We start from the raw sequence: 20,280 nt of genomic DNA, 5'->3' as shown, positions 1-20,280 counted from the left end.
GCCGGCGGTGCGGAACCGCCGGCCCCCTCCGGCGTTCCCGCTCACCGGGCCTTCACCGGCTGCGCACAGCCGCCTCACAGCCGATGATTGGATTCCGCAGGTCACGGGTATGACGGGCTACGACCTTGGTACCGGGTGGGTATCGCCTGTGATGCAGTGTCCGGTCGTCTGGGAGGGACCCGCGATGATCTTCGAAGCGCTCGGCTCGGCAGTGCTCGGTCTGGTCCTGGCCTGGGCCGCGCTGCACCGCCTGTCCCACCGGCTGCCCGCCCGCGCACTGGTCCTCGCGACAGGCGTGGCCGGCGCCCTCTTCGGCGACTTCGTCACCCACAGCGCCCTGGGCACCGACAGCGTCCTGCCCAGCCTGATCGGCGCGGCCATCGTCTCGGCCGCGTCCCTCTCCCTGCTCCTGCGCCCCGCGGGCCGCCTGCGCCGATCAGCGACGGCGTAAGCCGAGCGGGGCGAAGGCGAAGGCGAAGCCGAGCCAACAGGGGCGCGGGGAACTGCGCGACCAGCCACAACCGACCCGCAGCCGCACAATCCCCCGCAACCACCCCGACGCAGCGCACCCGGCCGTCAGACCACAGCGCACCCGGCCGTCAGGCGGCAGCACACCCGCTGCTCAGGCCGCGAGGCCCAACGCAGCCATCCGCTTCGTGTGCGCCTCGGTGATCCGCGAGAACATCCTGCCGACCTCCGCGAGGTCGAACCCGTCCGCGACCCCGCCCACCAGCATCGTGGACAGCGCGTCCCGGTCGGCGACCACCCGCTGGGACTGCGAGAGCGCCTCGCCCATCAGCCGCCGCGCCCACAGCGCGAGCCGCCCGCCGACGCGCGGGTCGGCGTCGATCGCGGCGCGCACCCGCTCCACGGCGAACCCGGCGTGCCCGGTGTCGTCCAGTACGGCCAGCACCAGCGAGCGCGTGTCGGCGTCCAGGCGCGCGGCGACCTCGCGGTAGAAGTCGCTGGCGATCGAGTCGCCGACGTACGCCTTGACCAGGCCCTCCAGCCAGTCGGAGGGCGCGGTCTGCCGGTGGAAGCCGTCGAGCGCGGCGACGAACGGCTCCATGGCCTGCGCCGGGTCCTCACCGATCTCGGTGAGCCGGTCGCGCAGCCGCTCGAAGTGGTGGAACTCGGCCGACGCCATCTTCGCCAGCTCCGCCTTGTCCGCCAGCGTGGGCGCGAGCTTGGCGTCCTCCGCCAGCCGCTCGAACGCCGCCAGCTCGCCGTAGGCGAGCGCGCCGAGCAGGTCCACGACGGCGGCCCGGTACTGCGGTTCGGCGGATGCCGTCGCCCAGTCCTGGGCGGCGACCCCGGTGGGTCCTTCGGAGGCGTGGTCAGGCTTGTCAGAGCTCGTCATGCAGCGCACAATAGCCCGCTCGCCGCACGACGGAAGCCCTGGTCACCACAGTGGCGGCGACGACCGGCCACGCGCGTGCGGGGCGACGGGGGCAGCGGCCGCGACAGTGTGACGACCACAACGTGACCGAATCGGCCATCGCGTGTGCGGCGATCCGGGGTATGGTGGTAATGCGCCTGCCGAATACTCGGTCGTGTTCCGACGTAGTGTCTCGACGGGCCGCACGTATGAGGATGCCCGGTCGGTGGCCCGATCGGCTCCGACCCGCCAGCCCTCCCCGACCGTACGGCAGCACGTGTACGGCCCCGGAGGGGGACACCCTCAGCGGTACGAGCGCTCGAGCGTCGGCAGAGGTCCCGTGCTCTACGGCTTGCCTGTACGGCTCTCCGTAAGGCGGCCGACGTCCCCGGCACGGTCCGACACGACCCCCGCGCTCGCCTCGCACCGCGCACACAGAAGAGGCAGCACCCTGACTACGACGTTCCGAGAGCTCGGGATCCTCCCCGAGACCGCCGAGGCCCTGGAGGCCGTCGGCATCATCACCCCCTTCCCCATCCAGGAGATGACCCTCCCCGTCGCCCTCTCCGGCACGGACGTCATCGGCCAGGCCAAGACCGGCACGGGCAAGACCCTCGGTTTCGGCCTCCCGCTCCTCGAGCGCGTGGTCGTCCCCGCCGACGTCGAGGCCGGCCGGGCCCCCGCGGAGGCGCTCACCGACGCTCCCCAGGCGCTCATCGTGGTCCCCACGCGCGAGCTGTGCACCCAGGTCACCAACGACCTGCTGACCGCCGGCAAGGTGCGCAACGTCCGGGTGACGGCGATCTACGGCGGCCGCGCCTACGAGCCGCAGGTCGAGGCCCTGAAGAAGGGCGTCGACGTGGTCGTCGGCACCCCGGGCCGCCTGCTCGACCTGGCGGGCCAGAAGAAGCTGAACCTGAAGCACATCAAGTCCCTCGTCCTCGACGAGGCCGACGAGATGCTCGACCTGGGCTTCCTGCCCGACGTCGAGAAGATCATCGACCTGCTGCCGGCGAAGCGGCAGACCATGCTGTTCTCGGCCACCATGCCGGGCGCGGTCATCGGTCTCGCCCGCCGCTACATGTCGCAGCCCGTCCACATCCGCGCCACCGCGCCGGACGACGAGGGCGTGACGGTCGCGAACATCAAGCAGTTCGTCTACCGCGCCCACTCCCTCGACAAGCCGGAGATGGTCGCCCGCATCCTGCAGGCCGAGGGCCGCGGGCTGGCGATGATCTTCTGCCGCACCAAGCGCACCGCCGCCGACATCGCCGAGCAGCTCCAGCGCCGCGGCTTCGCGGCCGGCGCGGTCCACGGCGACCTCGGCCAGGGCGCCCGCGAGCAGGCGCTGCGCGCCTTCCGCAACGGCAAGGTCGACGTCCTGGTCTGCACCGACGTCGCCGCGCGCGGCATCGACGTCGAGGGCGTCACGCACGTCATCAACTACCAGTCCCCCGAGGACGAGAAGACGTACCTGCACCGGGTCGGCCGTACGGGTCGCGCGGGCGCCAAGGGTACGGCGATCACGTTCGTCGACTGGGACGACATCCCGCGCTGGCAGCTGATCAACAAGGCGCTGGAGCTGGACTTCAACGACCCGGTGGAGACGTACTCGAGCTCCCCGCACCTGTTCTCCGACCTCGGCATCCCCGAGGGCACGAAGGGTGTCCTGCCGCGCTCCGAGCGCACCCGCGCCGGCCTGGACGCCGAGCAGCTGGAGGACCTGGGCGAGCCGGGCGGCCGGGGTGGCCGCGGGCGCGGTGGCCGGGGCGGCCGCCGCGACGAGGGCCGCTCCGCCGACCGTGAGCGGGACCACGACCGGGACCGCGACCGCGACCGTTCGCCGCGCCGTCGTCGCCGCACGCGCGGCGGGGCCCCGCTGGAGGCGGGCGCCGAGCAGACGGCTCCGGCCGCCGAGGCCACCGCGACCGCCGAGGGCACCGAGAGCGGACCGCGCGTCCTGCGCCGCCGTCGCCGCACCCGCGGTGGTTCCTCCGCCGCGCCGGTGGAGAACGCCGCCACGGTGACGACGCCGGACACGGCCGCCGCGGAGGCGGACAGCGACCGTACGGCCGCCGCCGTGAAGGCGTCGGAGGGTACGGCCGTGGAGACGGCCCTCGACACGCCGGAGGCGCCGGCGAAGCCGCGCCGCCGCCGGACGCGCAAGTCGGCGGAGGCGGCCGCGGTGGAGGCCGAGGTCGCTCCGGTGACCGAGCCCGCGGCTCCGGCCGCCCCCGTCGCCGAGGAGCCGGCCGAGACCCAGGCCGCCGCGCCGCGCCGCCGGACCCGCAAGGCGACGGCGACGGCCACGGCGGAGACCGCCGCCGAGGCGGCCGTGGACACGGCCGAGGCCGTGGAAGCCGTCGAGGCCAAGCCGAAGACGCGCCGTACGCGCAAGACCGCGGCCACCGCTCCGGCGGAGGCCGCCGTCGAGACCGCCGAGGGCACGGAGGCGAAGCCGAAGGCCCGCCGTACGCGCAAGACCGCGGCGAGCAAGGCGGCGGAGGCGGCCCCGGCCGCCGAGGCCACCACCGCGACCGCGACCGCCGAGGCGACCGCCGGGATCCCGGCGCAGGCCACGGCCGAGCCGGAGGCCGAGGCCAAGCCGAAGGCGCGCCGCACCCGCAAGGCCACGGCCGCCGCCGAGACGGCCGTCGACACGGCCGAGGCCGTCGAGGCCAAGCCGAAGACGCGCCGCACGCGCAAGACCGCGGCCACCGCTCCGGCGGAGGCGGCCGTCGACACGGCCGAGGAGACCGCCGAGGTCAAGCCGCGCCGCACCCGCAAGGCGGCGGCTGCCGCCCCGGCGGACGCGGAGACGGAGGCCAAGCCGCGTCGTACGCGCAAGACCGCGGCCGCCAAGGCCGCGGAGGCCGCCGTCGACACGGCGGAGGGCACGGACGCGGAGGCGGAGGCCAAACCGAAGGCGCGGCGCACCCGCAAGACCGCGGCGGCCACGGCGGAGATCCCGGCGCAGACCACGGGTGAGCCGGAGGCCGAGGCGAAGCCGAAGACGGTGCGGCGTACGCGGAAGACGGCGGCTGCCGGGTCGGCGGAAGCCGAGGCCGAGGCGAAGCCGAAGACGGTGCGGCGCACCCGGAAGACGGCTGCGGCCGAGCCCGCGGACAGCTGATCCACCCCCCGGCGGCCCGGTCCACACCTGCGTGTGGGCCGGGCCGCCGGCGTTTCCGGTGACCGCCGTAGGCTGCGCAACCCGGCGCTTGCGGGGTGCCTCCCCCAAGCACTACGTGCAGGGGGTACCCCCAGCGCCCACCCGTGCCGCCCCAGCGGCACGACTGCCCGCAGCTACGGAACAGCCGGGACTGCAACCCCCTCAGGGGCGCGGGGAACTGCGCGACCAGCCAGCCACCCACCCGCAGACGAACGAACCGCCCGGCGGCACGCATGAACGCCGACTCTCGGCCGGTGGGACTGCACCCCCCCAGGGGCGCGGGGAACTGCGCGACCAGCCCGCCACCCACCCGCGGACGAACGAGCCGCCCCCCGGCCGCATATCCTCGCCTCGTGACCCACCCCGACTCCTCCCCGTTCACCCCGCCGGCAGGCGCCCGTGCCGGGCGGTTGGCCACCGCCCGCGGTGAGTTCGCCGTCGTCGACATGCCCGTCGCGCCCGGTGTCGCCCCGCGGGGCACCGCGCTGCTCGTGCCCGGTTACACCGGCAGCAAGGAGGACTTCGCGCTGCTGCACGCCCCGCTCGCCGAGCGCGGGTACCGCACGGTCGCCGTGGACGGGCGGGGCCAGAACGAGTCCGAGGGGCCGCGGGACGACGAGTCGCCGTACCAGCAGAGCGAGTTGGCGCGGGACGTGCTGGCGCAGGCCGCGGCCCTCGGCGAGCGCGTGCACCTGCTCGGCCACTCGCTCGGCGGCCAGCTGTGCCGCGCCGCCGTACTGCTCGACCACACGCCGTTCCGCTCGTTCACCCTGATGTCCTCGGGCCCGGCGCAGATCTCCGTCTCGCAGGAGCAGCGGGTGAAGCTGCTGCGGGACGCGCTCGCGGTGATGACGATGGCCCAGGTGTGGGACGTCATGCAGACGATGGGCCCGCCGGAGGAGGTCGGCGGCCCGGCGCGCGGTCCGGTGAGTCCGGAGCAGCTGCGGCAACGCTGGCTGAACACGCGCCCCGCGCAACTGCTCGCCACGGGACGCCAGTTGTGCGCCGAGCCGGACCGGGTGGCCGAACTGGCCGAGGTCCCGCTGCCGTTCCACGTCCTGTCCGGCGCCCGCGACGACACCTGGCCGCTGCCGCTGCTGGACGACATGGCCGTACGCCTGCGGGCGCGCCGTACGGTGGTCGAGGGCGCCGAGCACTCCCCCAACGCCGATCAGCCGGCCGCGACCGCCGAGGCCCTGGCCGACTTCTGGGACACGGTGACCGACGCCGAGGGCTAGCGCCTGCCGCGAAGGTCCCCGGCGCCCGTTCAGTACTGCGTCTGCAGGTGCTCCCAGAAGCCGTCGCGCAGGGCGCGCCGCAGGTCGGCCTGGCCGCGCAGGGAGTACTGCAGCAGGCGCTCGGCCTCGACGAGCAGGTCCTGGTCGACCGAGCCGGGCAGGTAGGGGTGGCCCGGCAGCAGCTCCACCAGGGACTCGCGGCCCCGCGCGGAGAGCCACTTGGCGGCGATCTGCGCGCCGACGAAACGGACGTCCTCCCGGGTGGGCCGTGCGGCCTGCGCGCCCTCGTAGGTCGCGGGGGTGCGCCGGGAGACGTACGGCTTGAAGAAGTCGAGGTCGAGGGTGCGCTGGCTGTCGACCTCCCACAGCAGGGGTTCGGCCTGGTTGCGGCCCTCGGGTGCCTCGATGCCCCACAGATGCACCCGGGCGCCGTAGCCCTGGGCGGCCTCGACCGCCGACACCAGGTCCTCGTCGCCGCCGAGCAGGGCCGCGTCGCTGATGGCGCGGTGCCGGGCGAGGGACTCCAGGTCGGTGCGGATCAGGGAGTCGACGCCCTTCTGCTGGTTGTTGGCGTTGAGGTTGCCCAGCCGCACCTTGACGTCGGGGAGTTCGGCGATGGACTGCTGTTCGGCGGTGTGGATGCGGCGGCGGGCGCCGTCGTACCAGTAGACGCGCAGCAGGCGGCTGTCGGCGAAGACGTTGCGGGCGCGGTCGATGAGTGCGTCGATGAGGCCCTCGGCGTCGAGGTCGAAGGCGCGGCGGTCCTCGGTGCCGGCGACCAGGCGTCCCGCGGCCGCGTAGAGGTAGCCCGCGTCGACGAAGATCGCGTGGGTGGAGGGCGTCTTGGCCACCTCGGCGAGCATGCGCTGCAGCAGCTCGTTCGTGCGGTCGATGCGGGCGGCCAGGGCCGCCAGGTCGTCGTTCATCGTCTCCATTGTCCCGTTGGTCACGCAACGGGCACAACCGGTCCCGTTCGGTTCCGCACCCGACGTCTTACTCGTCAGTAATTAGTCGTTCGAAAAATTTCTTTAGCGTAGGGAATGTTCGTAACACGCAGCGGGTTGACTACGACGTACGGAACGCGGGCACCGACGCCCAGACGCTCCACTCTCTCAGCAGTTCTCCTCAGGAGGATGACCAGACGAAGGGGGAAGCCACCATGCGCTTCGAAATCATGCGACTCGACGACGTCGACGGTACGCCCGTGGACACGACTGTCGTGGACGCCGCCTCCGTCAACCGGATCGTTCAGCAGGCCGCCGCCATAGGGCAGCGCCTGTGGATCCGCCCGGCCGACACCACGGCCTCATAACAGGGCGGCTCCCCCACAAGAAGCTTCAGGGCCCCGCACGGCACGTTCGCCGCGCGGGGCCCTGCCGCGTGTACGGGCCGGTCAGCCGCCCCGGATGACCTGCGTGACCCCGTTGATGATCTGCTGGACGGCGATCGCGGAGAGCATCATGCCGGCGAGCCGCGTCACCAGGACCACCCCGCCGTCCTTGATGACCTTGATGATCAGCAGCGAGTACCGCATCACCAGCCACAGCACGACATGGATCGCGAGGATCGCGCTCCACACGGACACCTGCGCGGAGACGCTGCCGGCCTTCTGCACGGCCAGGATCACGGAGACGATCGCACCCGGCCCGGCCAGCAGCGGCATGCCCAGCGGCACCAGGGCGACGTTGACGTCCTTGGTCTGCTTGGGCTCGTCCGTCTTGCCGGTGAGCAGGTCGAGCGCGATGAGCAGCAGGAGCAGACCGCCCGCGATCATCAGCGCGGGCACGGAGACGTGCAGGTAGTTCAGGATCTGGTGGCCGAGCAGCCCGAAGACGGTGATCACTCCGCCGGCCACGCACACGGCCTGGAACGCCATGCGCTTCTGCACCCGCGCGGGACGGCCGCCGGTCAGCGCGATGAAGATCGGGGTGATCCCGGGGGGATCCATGATGACAAAAAGGGTCAGAAAGAGAGAGCCGAAGACAGCGACGTCGAACATGAGTGTGGTGCAAGCCTTGGGAGAAGTGAGAAAGAGAGGGGGCGTGAGGAGATGCCTCAGGCCCCGCCGGCGCCCGGTACCGGGAACGCGCCGGTCGCGCGCCGCGTGATCTCCCCGTAGACCTCGGGGTCGGTCGTGTACGCGCCGAGCTCGACCGTCTTGCGGCTGCCGTGGTAGTCGGACGAGCCGGTGACCAGCAGGCCGAGGTCCTTCGCCAGGCCGCGCAGCCGGTCCCGGGTCTCCTCGTCGTGGTCCATGTGGTCGACCTCGATGCCGTCCAGCCCGGCTTCGGCCATGGCGGCGATCGCGGACTCCGGGACGGTCCGGCCCCGCTTGCTCGCGGCCGGGTGCGCGAAGACGGTGACCCCGCCCGCGCCCTTGACCAGCCGAATGGCCTCGAAGGGGTCGGTCTCGTGCTTCTCGACGTAGGCCCGGCCGCCGTCGGCGAGCCAGTCGGCGGTGAAGGCGTCGCTCACGGTGGGCACGACACCCAGCTCGACCAGCGCGGTCGCCACGTGCGGCCGCCCGACGCTGCCGTCACCGGCGATCCGCGCCACCTGTTCCCAGGTGACGGGCACGCCCAGCGCGTTCAGCTTGGCGACCATGCCGCGGGCGCGCGGCACCCGGTCGTCCCGCACCAGCTCACGCTCGGCGAGCAGGGCCGGCTCCTCGGGGTCGAAGAGGTAGGCCAGCAGATGCATGGAGACGCCGTCGATACGACAGGACAGCTCGGCGCCGGTGACCAGGGTGAGCCCCTCGGGCAGCGCGGCGATCGCCTCGCCGTACCCGCGGGTGGTGTCGTGATCGGTCAGCGCGACGACGTCCAGCCCGGCCGCGGCGGCGTTGCGCACCAGCTCGGCCGGGGTGTCCGTACCGTCGGACGCGGTGGAGTGGCAGTGCAGATCGATACGCACGACACAGACTCCAGGCGACGACGGTCAAGAAGGGGACACCCAAGGATAACCGGATTTTCAAGGGCCCCTGTCACCCCCGCACAGGAGAACACCCCTTACACCACCCCGCTCAAGGGGCGCGGGGAACTGCGCGAGCAACCACCGAAAGCCCGCACCCGCCGACGAGCAGAGACCCATCCCCACAGCAGGCGCAGCCCTACGGCTTGAGCAAGCGCGGCGACAACGCCCCACAGGGCACCAGTTCCACCTCCGCCCCCGCCTCCCGCAGATCCGCCAGCACCAGCTCGTCGTACATCAGCAGCCCCGACTGCTCGGGCCACACCACGGCCCACAGCCACAGCCCGAGCGCCTCGCCGGCGAAGACGGCGCGGTCGGCGGGCGCTCCGGTCACATGCCACAGCGGCGTCGGCCGCCCGGCGGCCAGGACCTTGACCTCGGCGGGCTTCTCCACGTTCATGTACGGCCCGGGGTCGGGCCCGTCGATCCCGGCATAGCGCGCACCGAGCCCGACACCGAGTTCCTCGGCGACCAGGATCAGCTCGCCCATGCCGCCGAGCGGCCCGGGACCCGTACAGGCCACCGCCGCCGCGCGGCCGCCGCTGCGGTCGTCGCCGGCGCAGGTCACGCCCGTGAACAGCCAGCCCACCGGCAGCGGCCACGGCATCCACACCGGGACCTGGGTGCGGCGCACCACGGCGTTGAGGGCCTCGACGCTGGGCGGGATCACGGGCTGCAGCGGATACACCGTCCCGTGCACGTCGCACTGCCAGGAATCGGCGAAGAGACCGGGAGCCCTGACCCGGCCACCACACTTCGGGCAACTGGGTTCGCCCCTCATAGGGCCCCACGGTCCTACCCCGGCCGCCCCACGTCAAGGACGATCACCCGTCCGGGCCCGTTCTCACCAGGGAAAACAAGGTGTATCTTGCATTATTTAGCACACCTAACTTACTATGTGCATATTGCAACCATCTCTTCGTCGGGCACACGCCGGGATTGGAGAAGACATGGACCCCTTCGACGCGGGAGCCGGCGGCATCCTGCGACAGCCCAAGGCGGTCTGGGCGACCGCGGGCGCGTCCGTCGTCGCCTTCATGGGCATCGGACTCGTCGACCCGATCCTGCCGTCCATCGCCCAGGGCCTCCAGGCCACGCCGAGCCAGGTGTCGCTGCTGTTCACCTCGTACTTCCTGATCACCGCGATCGCCATGCTGGTCACCGGATTCGTCTCCAGCCGCATCGGCGGCCGCAAGACGCTGCTGGCCGGCCTCGCGCTCGTGGTGGTCTTCGCCGGCCTCGCCGGCACCTCGGGCTCGGTCGGCGAACTGGTCGGGTTCCGCGCGGGCTGGGGTCTGGGCAACGCCCTCTTCGTCTCCACCGCGCTCGCGGTGATCGTCGGCGCGGCGGCCGGCGGCAGCGCGGCGGCGATCCTGCTGTACGAGTCGGCGCTCGGCCTCGGCATGGCGTGCGGCCCGCTGCTGGGCGCGCTGCTCGGTGACGCCAGCTGGCGCTACCCCTTCTTCGGCACCGCGTTCCTGATGGCGGTGGGCTTCCTGTGCATCACCGCGTTCCTGAAGGAGCAGCCGAAGCCGGCCCGCAAGACCTCGCTGCTGGACCCGCTCAAGGCGCTCGGCCACGGCGGCCTCGCCTCCGCCGCGATCTCGGCCTTCTTCTACAACTACACGTTCTTCACGGTGCTGGCCTTCACACCGTTCGTGCTGAACATGACGCCGTACAAGTCGGGCGCGGTCTTCTTCGCCTGGGGTGTGCTGCTCGCGGTGTTCTCGGTCGTCGTGGCGCCCCGGATGCAGGCGCGCTTCGGCTCGCTGAAGGTGCTCGGCGGCTCGCTGGTGCTGCTCGCGGCCGACGTGGCCGTCCTCGGCTACGGCGACCACACCACGGCGATCGTCTGCACGATCCTGTCCGGCGCCTTCATCGGCGTGAACAACACCGTCTACACCGAGCTGGCCCTCGGCGTGTCCGACGCGCCGCGCCCGGTGGCCAGCGCCGGCTACAACTTCGTGCGCTGGTTCGCGGCGGCGGCCGCGCCCTACCTCGCGCCGAAGATCGAGGAGTGGACCGACCTCCACATCCCGTTCGTGGTCGCCGCGGTCACCGCCGTGCTCGGCGCGCTGGTGGTCCTCGTCCGGCGGAACGCGCTCACCCACGACGCGGAGGAGCTGGAGCCGAAGCACGCCACGGAGGACGGGGTCGGCGTCTTCGCCAACTGAGGCGAGGAATCACGGGGTTGGTGACATCGGTCACGTCCCCGCGGTCCCCTCGGTCACTCAAGCGGAACGGACTTCCGGGACGGATCCCGGAGATCCGTTCCGTGCGTCAGCCACTTCTCCTGGAGGGCCTGGGCGCCGTGCACGCGCTTCCAGGCGGCCTCGTTCGGGGTCATCGGCAACAGCGGCAGGAAGCGGACCGGGTCCAGCGGCGCGTCCAGCTCCAGGTCCTCCACCAGCCCGCCCGGCTCGGCCACCAGCACGGAGGTGAAGGGGGCACCCGGCCACAGCGGCTCGCCGACGTCCAGCGACGCGCCCGGGGCCACGACCACGCCCTCGACCTGCGGCGAAGCGGCCAGCACCGCGAGCGGGCGGAGCACCTTGTCGGTGTCGGCGGCCCCGGCGCGCACCGACAGGAGCAGCTCGGCGCGCGGGCCCTTGACGGGGTCGGCGAGCATCGCGGTCGGATCGGCCATCGGCTGCGCGGACATGCCGAGGGTGGCGTAGCGCACGACGTCCCCCTCGTGGAAGCGCAGCACCTCGATCCGGTCCGTGCCGAGGAAGGTGACCGCCGCGCGCGCGTCCGGCTCGCCCAGCGTGGTGCGCAAGCGGGCCTCGACGAGAGGAAGAACATCTGCCATGCCGCGAGCATAGAACTCGTCAGTAGCGGGCAAAGCGGCGCCTTGACACACCGGTCGGCTGATACTCTTGGCCGGTCGGGCAGCACGCAGCAGCGGCGCCTTTCGAGCCCGACGCCGAAGGAACTCCCTTACGAGGGACCGACCGGAGGAGGTGGGGCTGACATGGATCGAAGTCGACCGTGCAGTACCACTCGCTCTTCCGGCCGCTGATGCGGTTGCCCTGAATTCCGGCTTGCTGCCGCCTTTCCTGCTCGTGATCTTCACGCGGAAGAGCACTTCGTTTCGTTTTGCCTGATCTGTCTGATCTGAATCAGCAGCGAAGTTCGCCACCGCGACGGTGCGGTGCTCCCCGCTTTGTGGACGTGCCAAACCTCTCCCCTGCCCGAATTTCGGGGAGACTCCCAGCAGAACGTCCTCATTCCGGGTAGTTCCACCCGCCGAGGGTGACCGGGGTCTTCGCTGCCCGATGCGAAGGAGCCCGCCATGTCGATGATCCGCGACCTGCGCGCAGTGGTCCGCCCGTCCCGTGTCTCCCTGCGCAAGGACCTGCCCCGGACCGCCGGCTACGACACCTCCCCCCGCGCCGGCCGGCCGTCGGCCGTCGTCGACTGCGCCGTCTACCGCGACGGCGCCCGCCTGCCCAGCGACCGCCCGATCACCCCGCAGGAGGCCATGCGGCAGGTGCGGCGCGACGGCGGCTTCGCCTGGATCGGCCTGCACGAGCCCACCGAGGACGAATTCGCCGGGATCGCCACCGAGTTCGGGCTGCACCCGCTGGCCGTGGAGGACGCCGTCCAGGCGCACCAGCGGCCCAAGCTGGAGCGGTACGACGACTCGCTGTTCACCGTCTTCAAGACGGTCCACTACGTCGAGCACGACGAACTCACCGCCAACAGCGAGGTCGTGGAGACCGGCGAGGTGATGTGCTTCACCGGCCGGGACTTCGTCATCACCGTCCGGCACGGCGGGCAGGGCAGTCTGCGCGCGCTGCGCCACCGCCTCCAGGACGACCCGGAGCTGCTCGCCAAGGGCCCCTCGGCGGTGCTGCACGCCATCGCCGACCACGTGGTGGACGGCTACATCGCGGTCGCCGACGCCCTCCAGGACGACATCGACGCGGTCGAGACGGACGTCTTCTCGCCGGGCCGCAAGGGCACTCCGCGCGGCACGGACGCCGGCCGGATCTACCAACTCAAGCGCGAGATCCTGGAGTTCAAGCGGGCGGTCTCCCCGCTGCTGCGGCCCATGCAGCTGCTCAGCGAGCGGCCGATGCGGCTGATCGACCCCGACATCCAGAAGTACTTCCGGGACGTCGCCGACCACCTCGCCCGCGTCCAGGAGCAGGTCGTCGGCTTCGACGAGCTGCTGAACTCCATCCTGCAGGCCAACCTCGCGCAGGCCTCCGTCGCGCAGAACGAGGACATGCGCAAGATCACCTCGTGGGCCGCGATCATCGCCGTACCGACGATGGTGTGCGGGGTGTACGGGATGAACTTCCAGTACATGCCGGAGCTGCACTGGCGCTACGGCTACCCGGTGATCATGGCCATCACGGGCGTGATCTGCCTGGGCATCCACCGCACGCTGAAGCGCAACGGCTGGCTGTGACGGGCGTGCGGGGCGCGGCGGGCGTGCGGGGCGCGGCGGGCACGCTGGTTAGGCTGGGCGCATGACAAGCGAGCTGCTCGATGAGGCCCTCGTCGAGGAGGCCACGAAGAAGTCCGGTCTCATCTGGGTCAAGGCCGCCGGCGCCCCGGCCGCGCGTGCGCTGTGGCACGTGTGGCACGAGGGGGCGGCGTGTCTGGTCGGCGACGGCGCCGAGCAGCCGCTGACCGGGCTCACCGACGGCACCACCGCCGAGGTGACCGTCCGCAGCAAGGACAAGGGCGGCCGGCTGGTCGCCTGGCCGGCGAAGGTGGTCGAGCTGGCGCCGGGCTCCGAGGCGTGGGAGGCGGCCGTCGCCGAGCTGAAGGGCAAGCGGCTGAACGCGCCCGACGGCGAGGCGATGGTGGAGCGGTGGGCGCGGGAGTGCCGGGTGCTCCGCCTGGAGCCGTCCGGTGACGTGCTGCCGGTCCCCGAGGGGTCGCTGGCCGCCGTGCCGGTGGGATCGCCCGCGACGACCAGGGAGCCGGTCCCGGCGGGGCTGCCGCGGCTGCTGTTCAAGAAACGCAAGCGGTAGCGCTCCGCGCGGGTCCCGGGTTCCGCCCGGGTGCCGGGTTCTGCCGTTCCGCGGCGGCGCCACCGTCGTGGCCGGTCGCGTCCACGCGGTGGAGCCGCACGTCGACACGGCCCCGCGCCCCTTCGGGGCGCGCTGCCGCCTCAGCGTTCGGAGTCACGACGTGGGCAGTTGCCTGCCGTAGTCGACCGTGTCGCCCTTCGGCGGCTCGGCCAGGGCGAAGTCCTTGCCCCAGTCCGAGAAGACCAGGGTGCCCGCGCCGCCCGCGCGGACCAGACGGAGGGGATACGGCTTGCCTTCCAGGGAGACGTCGAGGGTGCCGCCGGAGCCCTTGCCGCCGGTGATGCGGATGGTGCGCACGCCGGACTGCTCGTGGTGGCCGTCCGCCGCGAGCGCGCCGTGCAGGGTCAGCACGCTGTCGAGGAGGACGTCCTTGTCCGTGAAACCGCTGAAGCGCTGGTACGCGGGGTCGCCCTGGGGCACCTTGACGTACTTGCCGCCGAGCTTGTCCGCGGCCGCGGTGTCCGCCACCTTCGGGCCGCCCTTGGCGTCCTCGTGGTCCCAGAAGTCGGCGCCGGCCTTGAGGAACAGCTGCTTGCCGACGCGCAGCAGCTGGAAGGTGCCCGCCTCGGAGGTGACCGAGCCGGTGCCGCCGTCCCCCTTCAGGCGCATGTCCAGCTTGTACGTGTGGCCGCCCGCCACCACGGTGCCCGCCAGGTGCACGGCGTCGACGGAGTCGGCGGCCTGCTGGGTGCGGCTCTGGATCTGTTCGGGCGGCAGCTTGCCGACGCCGTTGGTGCCCGCGTCCGGATCGTCCGAGCAGCCCGCGAGCCCCGTCACGGCCAGCGCGGCGAGCGCGCCGGCGAGCGCGGTCCGGCGGGTGAGGCCCAGGGCAGTCGCAGTCACGGAGCAGGCGCCTTTCCGATGGGGTCCACAGCGGCGTACCGCAGCGTACCGGGGCCGGGGCCACCGAACGGAGCCAGTCCGTCCGGACCGTCCGCCGGGACGTAGCGGAACAGGACGGGCTAGCCTGAAGCCCGACTCAGCGGGCAATTGGGAAAAGACTTACGAAAACCGCACCACGTCGTTCAGCCACCACACCCGCGCAAAGGAGGCCCCGGTCATGGCAGGGGGCGCCCCCCGGATCTTCGTCTCGCATCTCGCCGCCGTCGCGGTCTTCGACCCGACCGGCGACCAGGTGGGGCGCGTACGCGATCTGGTCGTCATGCTCCGCGTCGGACGCCGTCCGCCGCGGCTGCTCGGGCTGGTCGTCGAGCTGGCCACCCGGCGCCGCATCTTCCTGCCCATGACCCGGGTCACCAGTATCGAGTCCGGCCAGGTCATCACCACCGGCGTGCTCAACGTGCGCCGTTTCGAGCAGCGGCCCACCGAGCGGCTCGTCTTCGGCGAGCTGCTGGACCGGCGCGTCACCCTCGTCGAGACCGGCGAGGAGGTCACCGTCCTCGACCTGTCGGTGCAGCAGCTGCCGGCCCGCCGCGACTGGGAGATCGACCGCGTCTTCGTCCGCAAGGGCAGGAAGGGCAGCGCCTTCCGGCGGGCCAAGGGCGAGTCGCTCACCGTCGAGTGGTCCCAGGTCACCGGCTTCTCGCTGGAGGAGCACGGCCAGGGCGCCGAGAACCTGCTCGCCACGTTCGAGCAGCTGCGCCCCGCCGACCTCGCCAACGTGCTGCACCACCTCTCCCCCAAGCGCCGCTCCGAGGTCGCCGCCGCCCTCGACGACGACCGGCTCGCCGACGTGCTGGAGGAGCTGCCGGAGGACGACCAGATCGAGATCCTCGGCAAGCTGGCCGAGGAGCGCGCCGCCGACGTCCTGGAGGCCATGGACCCCGACGACGCCGCCGACCTGCTCTCCGAACTGCCCGAGGCGGACAAGGAACGGCTGCTGAGCCTGATGGCGCCCGCCGACGCCGCCGACATGCGCCGGCTGATGGCGTACGAGGAGCACACCGCCGGCGGTCTGATGACCACCGAACCGATCGTGCTGCGCCCGGACGCGACCGTCGCCGACGCGCTCGCCCGGGTGCGCAACCCCGACCTGTCGCCGTCGCTCGCCGCGCAGGTGTACGTGTGCCGGCCGCCGGACGAGACGCCCACCGGCAAGTACCTGGGCACCGTCCACTTCCAGCGGCTGCTGCGCGACCCGCCGTACACCCTGGTCAGCTCGCTGGTCGACCAGGACCTGCAACCGCTGGACCCGGACGCGGCGCTGCCCGTCGTCGCCGGGTTCTTCGCCACGTACGACATGGTCGCCGCGCCCGTCGTCGACGAGTCGGGGGCGCTGCTCGGCGCCGTCACCGTCGACGACGTACTGGACCACATGCTGCCCGAGGACTGGCGGGAGACCGAGTTCCACCTGGGAGAGGGGGCGAACACGCATGGCACCTGACCGCGACACCACCCGCGACCGCATGCCCGCCGGGGCGACCGCGACCAGCCGCCCGCGCGCCCGGCTCGACCAGCCGCGCCCGCCGCGGCGGCGCATCCTGCCCGAATGGGACCCGGAGGCCTTCGGCCGGCTGTCGGAACGGATCGCCCGGTTCCTGGGCACCGGACGGTTCATCGTCTGGATGACGGTCGTCATCATCCTGTGGGTGGTGTGGAACGTGGCCGCCCCCTACCACCTGCGCTTCGACCGCTACCCGTTCATCTTCCTGACGCTGATGCTGTCCCTGCAGGCCTCCTACGCGGCCCCGCTGATCCTGCTCGCGCAGAACCGGCAGGACGACCGCGACCGGGTCAACCTGGAGCAGGACCGCAAGCAGAACGAGCGGTCCATCGCCGACACCGAGTACCTGACCCGGGAGGTCGCCGCGCTGCGGATGGGCCTCGGGGAGGTCGCCACCCGCGACTGGATCCGCTCCGAACTGCAGGACCTGATCAAGGAGCTGGAGCACCTGCAGAACGGCCACCCGCCGGAGGCGGTGGTATTCCCGGCAGAACGGTCGCCCGGACGTGACGTAGACGACCGCTGACGCCCGTCCCGGAGGGTGGCTACCGCGCCGTACCATCGTCCTATGGTTACGGAAGACGCGGTGCGCGAAGCGCTGGCGACGGTGAACGACCCGGAGATCAACCGGCCCATCACCGAGCTCGGGATGGTCAAATCGGTGGAGATCGGCGCCGACGGCGCGGTCGCGGTCACCGTGTACCTGACGGTGTCCGGCTGCCCGATGCGCGACACCATCACGCAGCGCGTCACCGACGCGGTCTCCCGCGTCGAGGGCGTCACGCGCGTCGACGTCACGCTCGACGTGATGAGCGACGAGCAGCGCAAGGAGCTGGCGGCGGCGCTGCGCGGCGGCCAGACCGAGCGCGAGGTGCCGTTCGCCAAGCCCGGCAACCTCACCCGCGTCTACGCGGTCGCCTCCGGCAAGGGCGGCGTCGGCAAGTCCTCGGTGACCGTGAACCTCGCGGCGGCCATGGCGGCCGACGGCCTGAAGGTCGGTGTCGTCGACGCCGACATCTACGGCCACAGCGTGCCGCGCATGCTGGGCGCGGACGGCCGTCCCACCCAGGTCGAGAACATGATCATGCCGCCGTCCGCGAACGGCGTGAAGGTCATCTCCATCGGCATGTTCACCCCGGGCAACGCGCCGGTCGTGTGGCGCGGCCCGATGCTGCACCGCGCGCTGCAGCAGTTCCTCGCCGACGTCTACTGGGGCGACCTCGACGTCCTGCTGCTGGACCTGCCGCCCGGCACCGGCGACATCGCGATCTCCGTGGCCCAGCTGATCCCGAACGCCGAGATCCTGGTCGTCACCACCCCGCAGCAGGCCGCCGCCGAGGTCGCCGAGCGCGCGGGCTCCATCGCCGTGCAGACCCACCAGAAGATCGTCGGCGTGGTCGAGAACATGTCCGGCCTGCCCTGCCCGCACTGCGGCGAGATGGTCGACGTCTTCGGCACGGGCGGCGGCCAGCTGGTCGCCGACGGCCTCACCCGCACCACGGGCACGAACGTCCCCGTCCTCGGCTCCATCCCGATCGACGTGCGGCTGCGCGAGGGCGGCGACGAGGGCAAGCCGGTCGTGCTGTCCGACCCGGACTCCCCGGCGGGCTCGGCCCTGCGCGCCATCGCGGGCAAGCTCGGCGGTCGCCAGCGCGGCCTGTCCGGCCTGTCGCTGGGGATCACGCCGCGCAACAAGTTCTGACATCCCCCTTCCGACGTTCTGAGGTCCCTTCCCGGCGTTCAGGTGGGCGACGGCCGCGCGTCGTCGCCCACGGACGCCGGTGGCACGTTCGGCACCACCCGGGTCAGCCCGAGGACGCCCCAGACGATGCACCCGAGGCCGAGCGCCTCGGGCAGCAGCCACCAACCGGTGCGGATGTGCTCCTCGAACAGCGTGATGCCGAGGATCAGGCTGACCGTCGCGTCCCCGATCGTCAGCGCGGGCTGCGACGCGGCCAGCGAACCGGCCTGCAGGGAGTTCTCCAGCAGCAGCAGCGCGGCCGCTCCGACCAGCGCGAAGCCGTACGTCTGCCAGGTGCTCAGGAAGACCGGCAGGCCGCCCTCGGCGAAACTGTCGCTCGCGGTCTTCAGCAGGGCCGCGGTGAGGGCGTTGCCGATGGCGGCGGCCGCCGCGAGCGCCGCCGCACGGAACAGGGGCGGCCGGCCCGGCCGGGCGGCGACCACCGCCGCGCCCATCGTCCCCAGGCACAGCACCAGCACCGGCACCCAGCGCGTCATCGGCGCCTCGTTGCCGCCGCCGGAGGGCGCCGCGGACGCCAGGATCATCGCCAGCCCCGCGACCACCGCCGCCACCGCCCACCAGCCCGCGGACGGCATCCCGCGGTGCATCAGCCGCGCCGCGATCAGCAGGGCGAACGGCAGCTCCAGGATGAACAGGGGCTGCACCAGCGCCATCGGCCCGTTCAGCAGCGCGAGCGCCTGACAGGTGGCCGACAGCAGCACCCCGCAGATGCCGATGATCCAGGCCGGCCGGCGGGCCAGCGCCAGCAGCAGGCGCAGCCCGCCGCCGCTGGGGACGGTCGAGGCGGCCTTGCGCTGGAAGGCCGTCCCCACGGCGTTGCTCGCCGCCCCCAGGACGGCGAAGCAGGCGGCCAGCACGATCACATGTCCACCATGCCGGACGACCGGCGCGGCGTCCTGCGGGGGACGCCGGTGGGGCGCTCGCGCGCGCGTCCCGGGCCGTACAGGGCGGGCACGCGCGTGTCCGTGCGCACCCTGGGGTCAGGCGTAGCTGCCGATGTCCTTGATCACGGCGAAGCCCAGGCCGTACGCGCTCATGCCGCGGCCGTACGCGCCCACGTGCACGCCCTGCTCGGTGGAGCCGGCGAGCACCCAGCCGAACTCGGACTCCCGGTAGTGGAAGGGCGTCGGCACGCCGTCCACCGGCAGGGAGAGCGTCGACCAGTCGGGGCCCTCCAGGTCGTCGGCCAGCACCCAGGCCGTCTCCGTCTGCTGCTCCAGCCAATCGTCGCGCAGGCTGTGGTCCATCTGGCCGGGCCAGGTGAACGACAGCAGCCCGACGCCGGCCAGCCAGGCCGCCGAGGAGACGGAGGTCGCCTCCAGTAGCCCGGTGCCGTCGGCGCTGCGCCGGGAGGGGTGCGCGGCGACGGTGACCACCACCGCGAACTTCTCGCGCGGTTCCCCGGCCGCGCCGGTCTCCCCGCGCACGGACGGCTCGTCACCGTGCCCGATCGACCCGTGCTCGACGGCCCCGTCGGCCGCCGTCCCGACCTGCATCAGCCAGCGCGGCCCGGTGAACGCCTCGTCGAGGCCGTACCACGGGAAGGGCGCGCGCAGGTAGCCGTCGACCGTGCGCCGCGCGGAGGGGACCTGTTGTCCGCCCTCCCCGGCCGGCGCCTGTGCGACTGCCCGACTCGTCGTCTCCATTACCCGGACGCCTCCTCGCTCTCGTCGGACCGGAACGGCCCGCCCCCCTTCGGGCGTACTCGTCCGATCCGCACAACAACTCGGCAGCATATCCATCCCGCCGCGGGCAGCCGGGAAACCGCCCGGCGCGTGGGTCGCGCGGGCGGCGCGTTCAGGCCGTGCCGGACGCGGGCCGCGCCGTGCGGGGGCGCAGGCCGGGCGGGGTGGAGATCAGGTGGCGTCGTAGTCGAACGGCGGGCGGTCGTCCTTGCCGTCGTCCTCGGGCTTCTTGGTCATGTCGACCCGGCCGGAGGCGGCGGCCGGGGAGCCGTTGGCGGCGGAGAGGTCGGAGTCGCGGCTGTGCACCGCGTCCGTGACCTCGGCCATCTCCTTCTTCAGGTCGAAGCCGTTGCGGATCTCCTTCAGCCCCAGGTCCTCGTTCTCCAGCTGCTTGCGGATGAACGTCTTGGGGTTGAGGTCCTCGAACTCGAAGTCCTTGAACTCCGGGCCCAGTTCCTGCCGGATGTCCTGCTTGGCGCTCTCCGAGAACTCGCGGATCTTCCGGATCGTGCGCATGACGTCCTGGATGACCTTGGGGAGCTTGTCCGGACCGAAGACGAGCACAGCGAGCACGATGATGGTCACCAGCTCGAGTGGTCCTATGTCATTGAACACCTGTA

Annotated in this window: 20 protein-coding genes; 10 read left to right on the top strand and 10 right to left on the bottom strand. The window is 72.3% G+C overall.

The features are described 5' to 3' along the window. Positions 1 to 184 precede the first annotated feature (184 nt). Positions 185 to 451: a hypothetical protein gene (locus tag ACF1AL_RS24825; protein ID WP_384211603.1), complete on the top strand. Its 267-nt coding sequence runs from the start codon at positions 185 to 187 to the stop codon at positions 449 to 451. 171 nt (positions 452 to 622) lie between these two features. On the opposite strand, the gene ACF1AL_RS24820 is transcribed toward ACF1AL_RS24825, so the two are convergent. After that, the gene (locus tag ACF1AL_RS24820; RefSeq protein WP_366838398.1) at positions 623 to 1,360 is read right to left on the bottom strand and encodes a ferritin-like fold-containing protein; all 738 of its coding nucleotides are present in this window, start codon (positions 1,358 to 1,360) and stop codon (positions 623 to 625) included. A gap of 562 nt (positions 1,361 to 1,922) precedes the next feature. Here ACF1AL_RS24820 and ACF1AL_RS24815 point away from each other — a divergent pair. Together ACF1AL_RS24815 and ACF1AL_RS24810 are read left to right on the top strand one after the other, a co-directional pair. Then, the gene (locus ACF1AL_RS24815) at positions 1,923 to 4,511 is read left to right on the top strand and encodes a DEAD/DEAH box helicase (protein WP_391827415.1); all 2,589 of its coding nucleotides are present in this window, start codon (positions 1,923 to 1,925) and stop codon (positions 4,509 to 4,511) included. A 392-nt stretch (positions 4,512 to 4,903) separates the two neighbouring features. Next, positions 4,904 to 5,788: an alpha/beta fold hydrolase gene (locus tag ACF1AL_RS24810; protein WP_391827413.1), complete on the top strand. Its 885-nt coding sequence runs from the start codon at positions 4,904 to 4,906 to the stop codon at positions 5,786 to 5,788. A 29-nt stretch (positions 5,789 to 5,817) separates the two neighbouring features. Here the strand turns inward: ACF1AL_RS24810 and ACF1AL_RS24805 are convergent, their stop codons facing one another. Next, positions 5,818 to 6,723 (bottom strand): NYN domain-containing protein, encoded by a 906-nt coding sequence (locus ACF1AL_RS24805; protein ID WP_391827411.1) that lies wholly within the window; start codon positions 6,721 to 6,723, stop codon positions 5,818 to 5,820. A gap of 224 nt (positions 6,724 to 6,947) precedes the next feature. On the opposite strand from ACF1AL_RS24805, the gene ACF1AL_RS24800 reads away from it, so the two are divergent. After that, positions 6,948 to 7,100: a hypothetical protein gene (locus ACF1AL_RS24800; protein WP_155060754.1), complete on the top strand. Its 153-nt coding sequence runs from the start codon at positions 6,948 to 6,950 to the stop codon at positions 7,098 to 7,100. Between the two features lie 81 nt (positions 7,101 to 7,181). On the opposite strand, the gene ACF1AL_RS24795 is transcribed toward ACF1AL_RS24800, so the two are convergent. The 3 genes from ACF1AL_RS24795 to ACF1AL_RS24785 all read right to left on the bottom strand — a co-directional run bounded on the left by ACF1AL_RS24795 (position 7,182) and on the right by ACF1AL_RS24785 (position 9,539). Beyond that, positions 7,182 to 7,787: a MarC family protein gene (locus tag ACF1AL_RS24795; protein ID WP_366838401.1), complete on the bottom strand. Its 606-nt coding sequence runs from the start codon at positions 7,785 to 7,787 to the stop codon at positions 7,182 to 7,184. 56 nt (positions 7,788 to 7,843) lie between these two features. Beyond that, positions 7,844 to 8,701 (bottom strand): PHP domain-containing protein, encoded by an 858-nt coding sequence (locus ACF1AL_RS24790; RefSeq protein ID WP_366838402.1) that lies wholly within the window; start codon positions 8,699 to 8,701, stop codon positions 7,844 to 7,846. A 196-nt stretch (positions 8,702 to 8,897) separates the two neighbouring features. Further along, a complete protein-coding gene (locus ACF1AL_RS24785; RefSeq protein ID WP_366838403.1) occupies positions 8,898 to 9,539 on the bottom strand; it encodes a DUF6758 family protein in 642 nt (213 codons plus the stop codon). A 169-nt stretch (positions 9,540 to 9,708) separates the two neighbouring features. Here ACF1AL_RS24785 and ACF1AL_RS24780 point away from each other — a divergent pair, with 169 nt between their 5' ends. Further along, positions 9,709 to 10,932 carry an MFS transporter gene (locus ACF1AL_RS24780; RefSeq protein ID WP_386915738.1) on the top strand — a complete coding sequence of 408 codons (1,224 nt, stop codon included), beginning with the start codon at positions 9,709 to 9,711 and terminating at the stop codon, positions 10,930 to 10,932. 53 nt (positions 10,933 to 10,985) lie between these two features. Here ACF1AL_RS24780 and ACF1AL_RS24775 read toward each other — a convergent pair whose 3' ends face one another. Then, positions 10,986 to 11,570, bottom strand: a complete 585-nt coding sequence (locus ACF1AL_RS24775; protein ID WP_391819471.1) for a suppressor of fused domain protein — start codon at positions 11,568 to 11,570, stop codon at positions 10,986 to 10,988. Between the two features lie 483 nt (positions 11,571 to 12,053). On the opposite strand from ACF1AL_RS24775, the gene ACF1AL_RS24770 reads away from it, so the two are divergent. Together ACF1AL_RS24770 and ACF1AL_RS24765 are read left to right on the top strand one after the other, a co-directional pair. Then, the gene (locus tag ACF1AL_RS24770; protein ID WP_386584839.1) at positions 12,054 to 13,178 is read left to right on the top strand and encodes a magnesium and cobalt transport protein CorA; all 1,125 of its coding nucleotides are present in this window, start codon (positions 12,054 to 12,056) and stop codon (positions 13,176 to 13,178) included. Positions 13,179 to 13,239: 61 nt separating this feature from the next. Then, positions 13,240 to 13,749 carry a hypothetical protein gene (locus tag ACF1AL_RS24765; protein WP_391819469.1) on the top strand — a complete coding sequence of 170 codons (510 nt, stop codon included), beginning with the start codon at positions 13,240 to 13,242 and terminating at the stop codon, positions 13,747 to 13,749. Between the two features lie 153 nt (positions 13,750 to 13,902). Here the strand turns inward: ACF1AL_RS24765 and ACF1AL_RS24760 are convergent, their stop codons facing one another. Further along, positions 13,903 to 14,652 carry a hypothetical protein gene (locus ACF1AL_RS24760; RefSeq protein ID WP_366838408.1) on the bottom strand — a complete coding sequence of 250 codons (750 nt, stop codon included), beginning with the start codon at positions 14,650 to 14,652 and terminating at the stop codon, positions 13,903 to 13,905. 217 nt (positions 14,653 to 14,869) lie between these two features. Between ACF1AL_RS24760 and ACF1AL_RS24755 the strand changes: the two genes are divergently transcribed. Genes ACF1AL_RS24755 through ACF1AL_RS24745 form a run of 3 tightly spaced genes read left to right on the top strand, consistent with a single transcriptional unit; the run spans position 14,870 to position 17,915 of the window. Then, complete coding sequence (locus ACF1AL_RS24755; protein ID WP_366838409.1) at positions 14,870 to 16,153, top strand: magnesium transporter MgtE N-terminal domain-containing protein; 1,284 nt, start codon at positions 14,870 to 14,872, stop codon at positions 16,151 to 16,153. Beyond that, the gene (locus ACF1AL_RS24750) at positions 16,143 to 16,739 is read left to right on the top strand and encodes a DUF1003 domain-containing protein (protein WP_366838411.1); all 597 of its coding nucleotides are present in this window, start codon (positions 16,143 to 16,145) and stop codon (positions 16,737 to 16,739) included. Before ACF1AL_RS24755 ends, ACF1AL_RS24750 begins: the two co-directional genes overlap by 11 nt. Positions 16,740 to 16,781: 42 nt before the next feature. Next, on the top strand, positions 16,782 to 17,915 hold the full coding sequence (locus ACF1AL_RS24745) for an Mrp/NBP35 family ATP-binding protein (RefSeq protein ID WP_386418441.1): 1,134 nt from the start codon (positions 16,782 to 16,784) through the stop codon (positions 17,913 to 17,915). A 38-nt stretch (positions 17,916 to 17,953) separates the two neighbouring features. Here the strand turns inward: ACF1AL_RS24745 and ACF1AL_RS24740 are convergent, their stop codons facing one another. From ACF1AL_RS24740 to ACF1AL_RS24730, 3 genes are all read right to left on the bottom strand, one after another. Beyond that, on the bottom strand, positions 17,954 to 18,838 hold the full coding sequence (locus ACF1AL_RS24740; RefSeq protein ID WP_391780121.1) for a DMT family transporter: 885 nt from the start codon (positions 18,836 to 18,838) through the stop codon (positions 17,954 to 17,956). A 117-nt stretch (positions 18,839 to 18,955) separates the two neighbouring features. Next, entirely contained in the window at positions 18,956 to 19,621 is a 666-nt protein-coding gene (locus tag ACF1AL_RS24735) for a hypothetical protein (RefSeq protein ID WP_366838415.1), read from the bottom strand. A gap of 210 nt (positions 19,622 to 19,831) precedes the next feature. Continuing rightward, a complete protein-coding gene (locus ACF1AL_RS24730; RefSeq protein ID WP_366838416.1) occupies positions 19,832 to 20,275 on the bottom strand; it encodes a sec-independent translocase in 444 nt (147 codons plus the stop codon). Positions 20,276 to 20,280: the final 5 nt, after the last annotated feature.

It is taken from the genome of Streptomyces sp. NPDC014801 (genome assembly GCF_043082085.1).
In the GTDB taxonomy this organism is placed as follows: Bacteria; Actinomycetota; Actinomycetes; order Streptomycetales; family Streptomycetaceae; genus Streptomyces.
The sequence above is the reverse complement of the archived record's forward strand: the minus strand, read 5'-3'. Positions and strand labels throughout refer to the sequence as shown.

What these genes read in the sequence shown, in the direction of transcription:
- ACF1AL_RS24825 (WP_384211603.1), top strand. Translation starts at nt 185, where the DNA reads ATGATCTTCGAAGCGCTCGGCTCGGCAGTGCTCGGTCTGGTCCTGGCC.
- ACF1AL_RS24820 (WP_366838398.1), bottom strand. Translation starts at nt 1,360, where the DNA reads ATGACGAGCTCTGACAAGCCTGACCACGCCTCCGAAGGACCCACCGGG.
- ACF1AL_RS24815 (WP_391827415.1), top strand. Translation starts at nt 1,923, where the DNA reads ATGACCCTCCCCGTCGCCCTCTCCGGCACGGACGTCATCGGCCAGGCC.
- ACF1AL_RS24805 (WP_391827411.1), bottom strand. Translation starts at nt 6,723, where the DNA reads ATGGAGACGATGAACGACGACCTGGCGGCCCTGGCCGCCCGCATCGAC.
- ACF1AL_RS24800 (WP_155060754.1), top strand. Translation starts at nt 6,948, where the DNA reads ATGCGCTTCGAAATCATGCGACTCGACGACGTCGACGGTACGCCCGTG.
- ACF1AL_RS24795 (WP_366838401.1), bottom strand. Translation starts at nt 7,787, where the DNA reads ATGTTCGACGTCGCTGTCTTCGGCTCTCTCTTTCTGACCCTTTTTGTC.
- ACF1AL_RS24785 (WP_366838403.1), bottom strand. Translation starts at nt 9,539, where the DNA reads ATGAGGGGCGAACCCAGTTGCCCGAAGTGTGGTGGCCGGGTCAGGGCT.
- ACF1AL_RS24780 (WP_386915738.1), top strand. Translation starts at nt 9,709, where the DNA reads ATGGACCCCTTCGACGCGGGAGCCGGCGGCATCCTGCGACAGCCCAAG.
- ACF1AL_RS24775 (WP_391819471.1), bottom strand. Translation starts at nt 11,570, where the DNA reads ATGGCAGATGTTCTTCCTCTCGTCGAGGCCCGCTTGCGCACCACGCTG.
- ACF1AL_RS24770 (WP_386584839.1), top strand. Translation starts at nt 12,054, where the DNA reads ATGTCGATGATCCGCGACCTGCGCGCAGTGGTCCGCCCGTCCCGTGTC.
- ACF1AL_RS24765 (WP_391819469.1), top strand. Translation starts at nt 13,240, where the DNA reads ATGACAAGCGAGCTGCTCGATGAGGCCCTCGTCGAGGAGGCCACGAAG.
- ACF1AL_RS24755 (WP_366838409.1), top strand. Translation starts at nt 14,870, where the DNA reads ATGGCAGGGGGCGCCCCCCGGATCTTCGTCTCGCATCTCGCCGCCGTC.
- ACF1AL_RS24750 (WP_366838411.1), top strand. Translation starts at nt 16,143, where the DNA reads ATGGCACCTGACCGCGACACCACCCGCGACCGCATGCCCGCCGGGGCG.
- ACF1AL_RS24745 (WP_386418441.1), top strand. Translation starts at nt 16,782, where the DNA reads ATGGTTACGGAAGACGCGGTGCGCGAAGCGCTGGCGACGGTGAACGAC.
- ACF1AL_RS24735 (WP_366838415.1), bottom strand. Translation starts at nt 19,621, where the DNA reads ATGGAGACGACGAGTCGGGCAGTCGCACAGGCGCCGGCCGGGGAGGGC.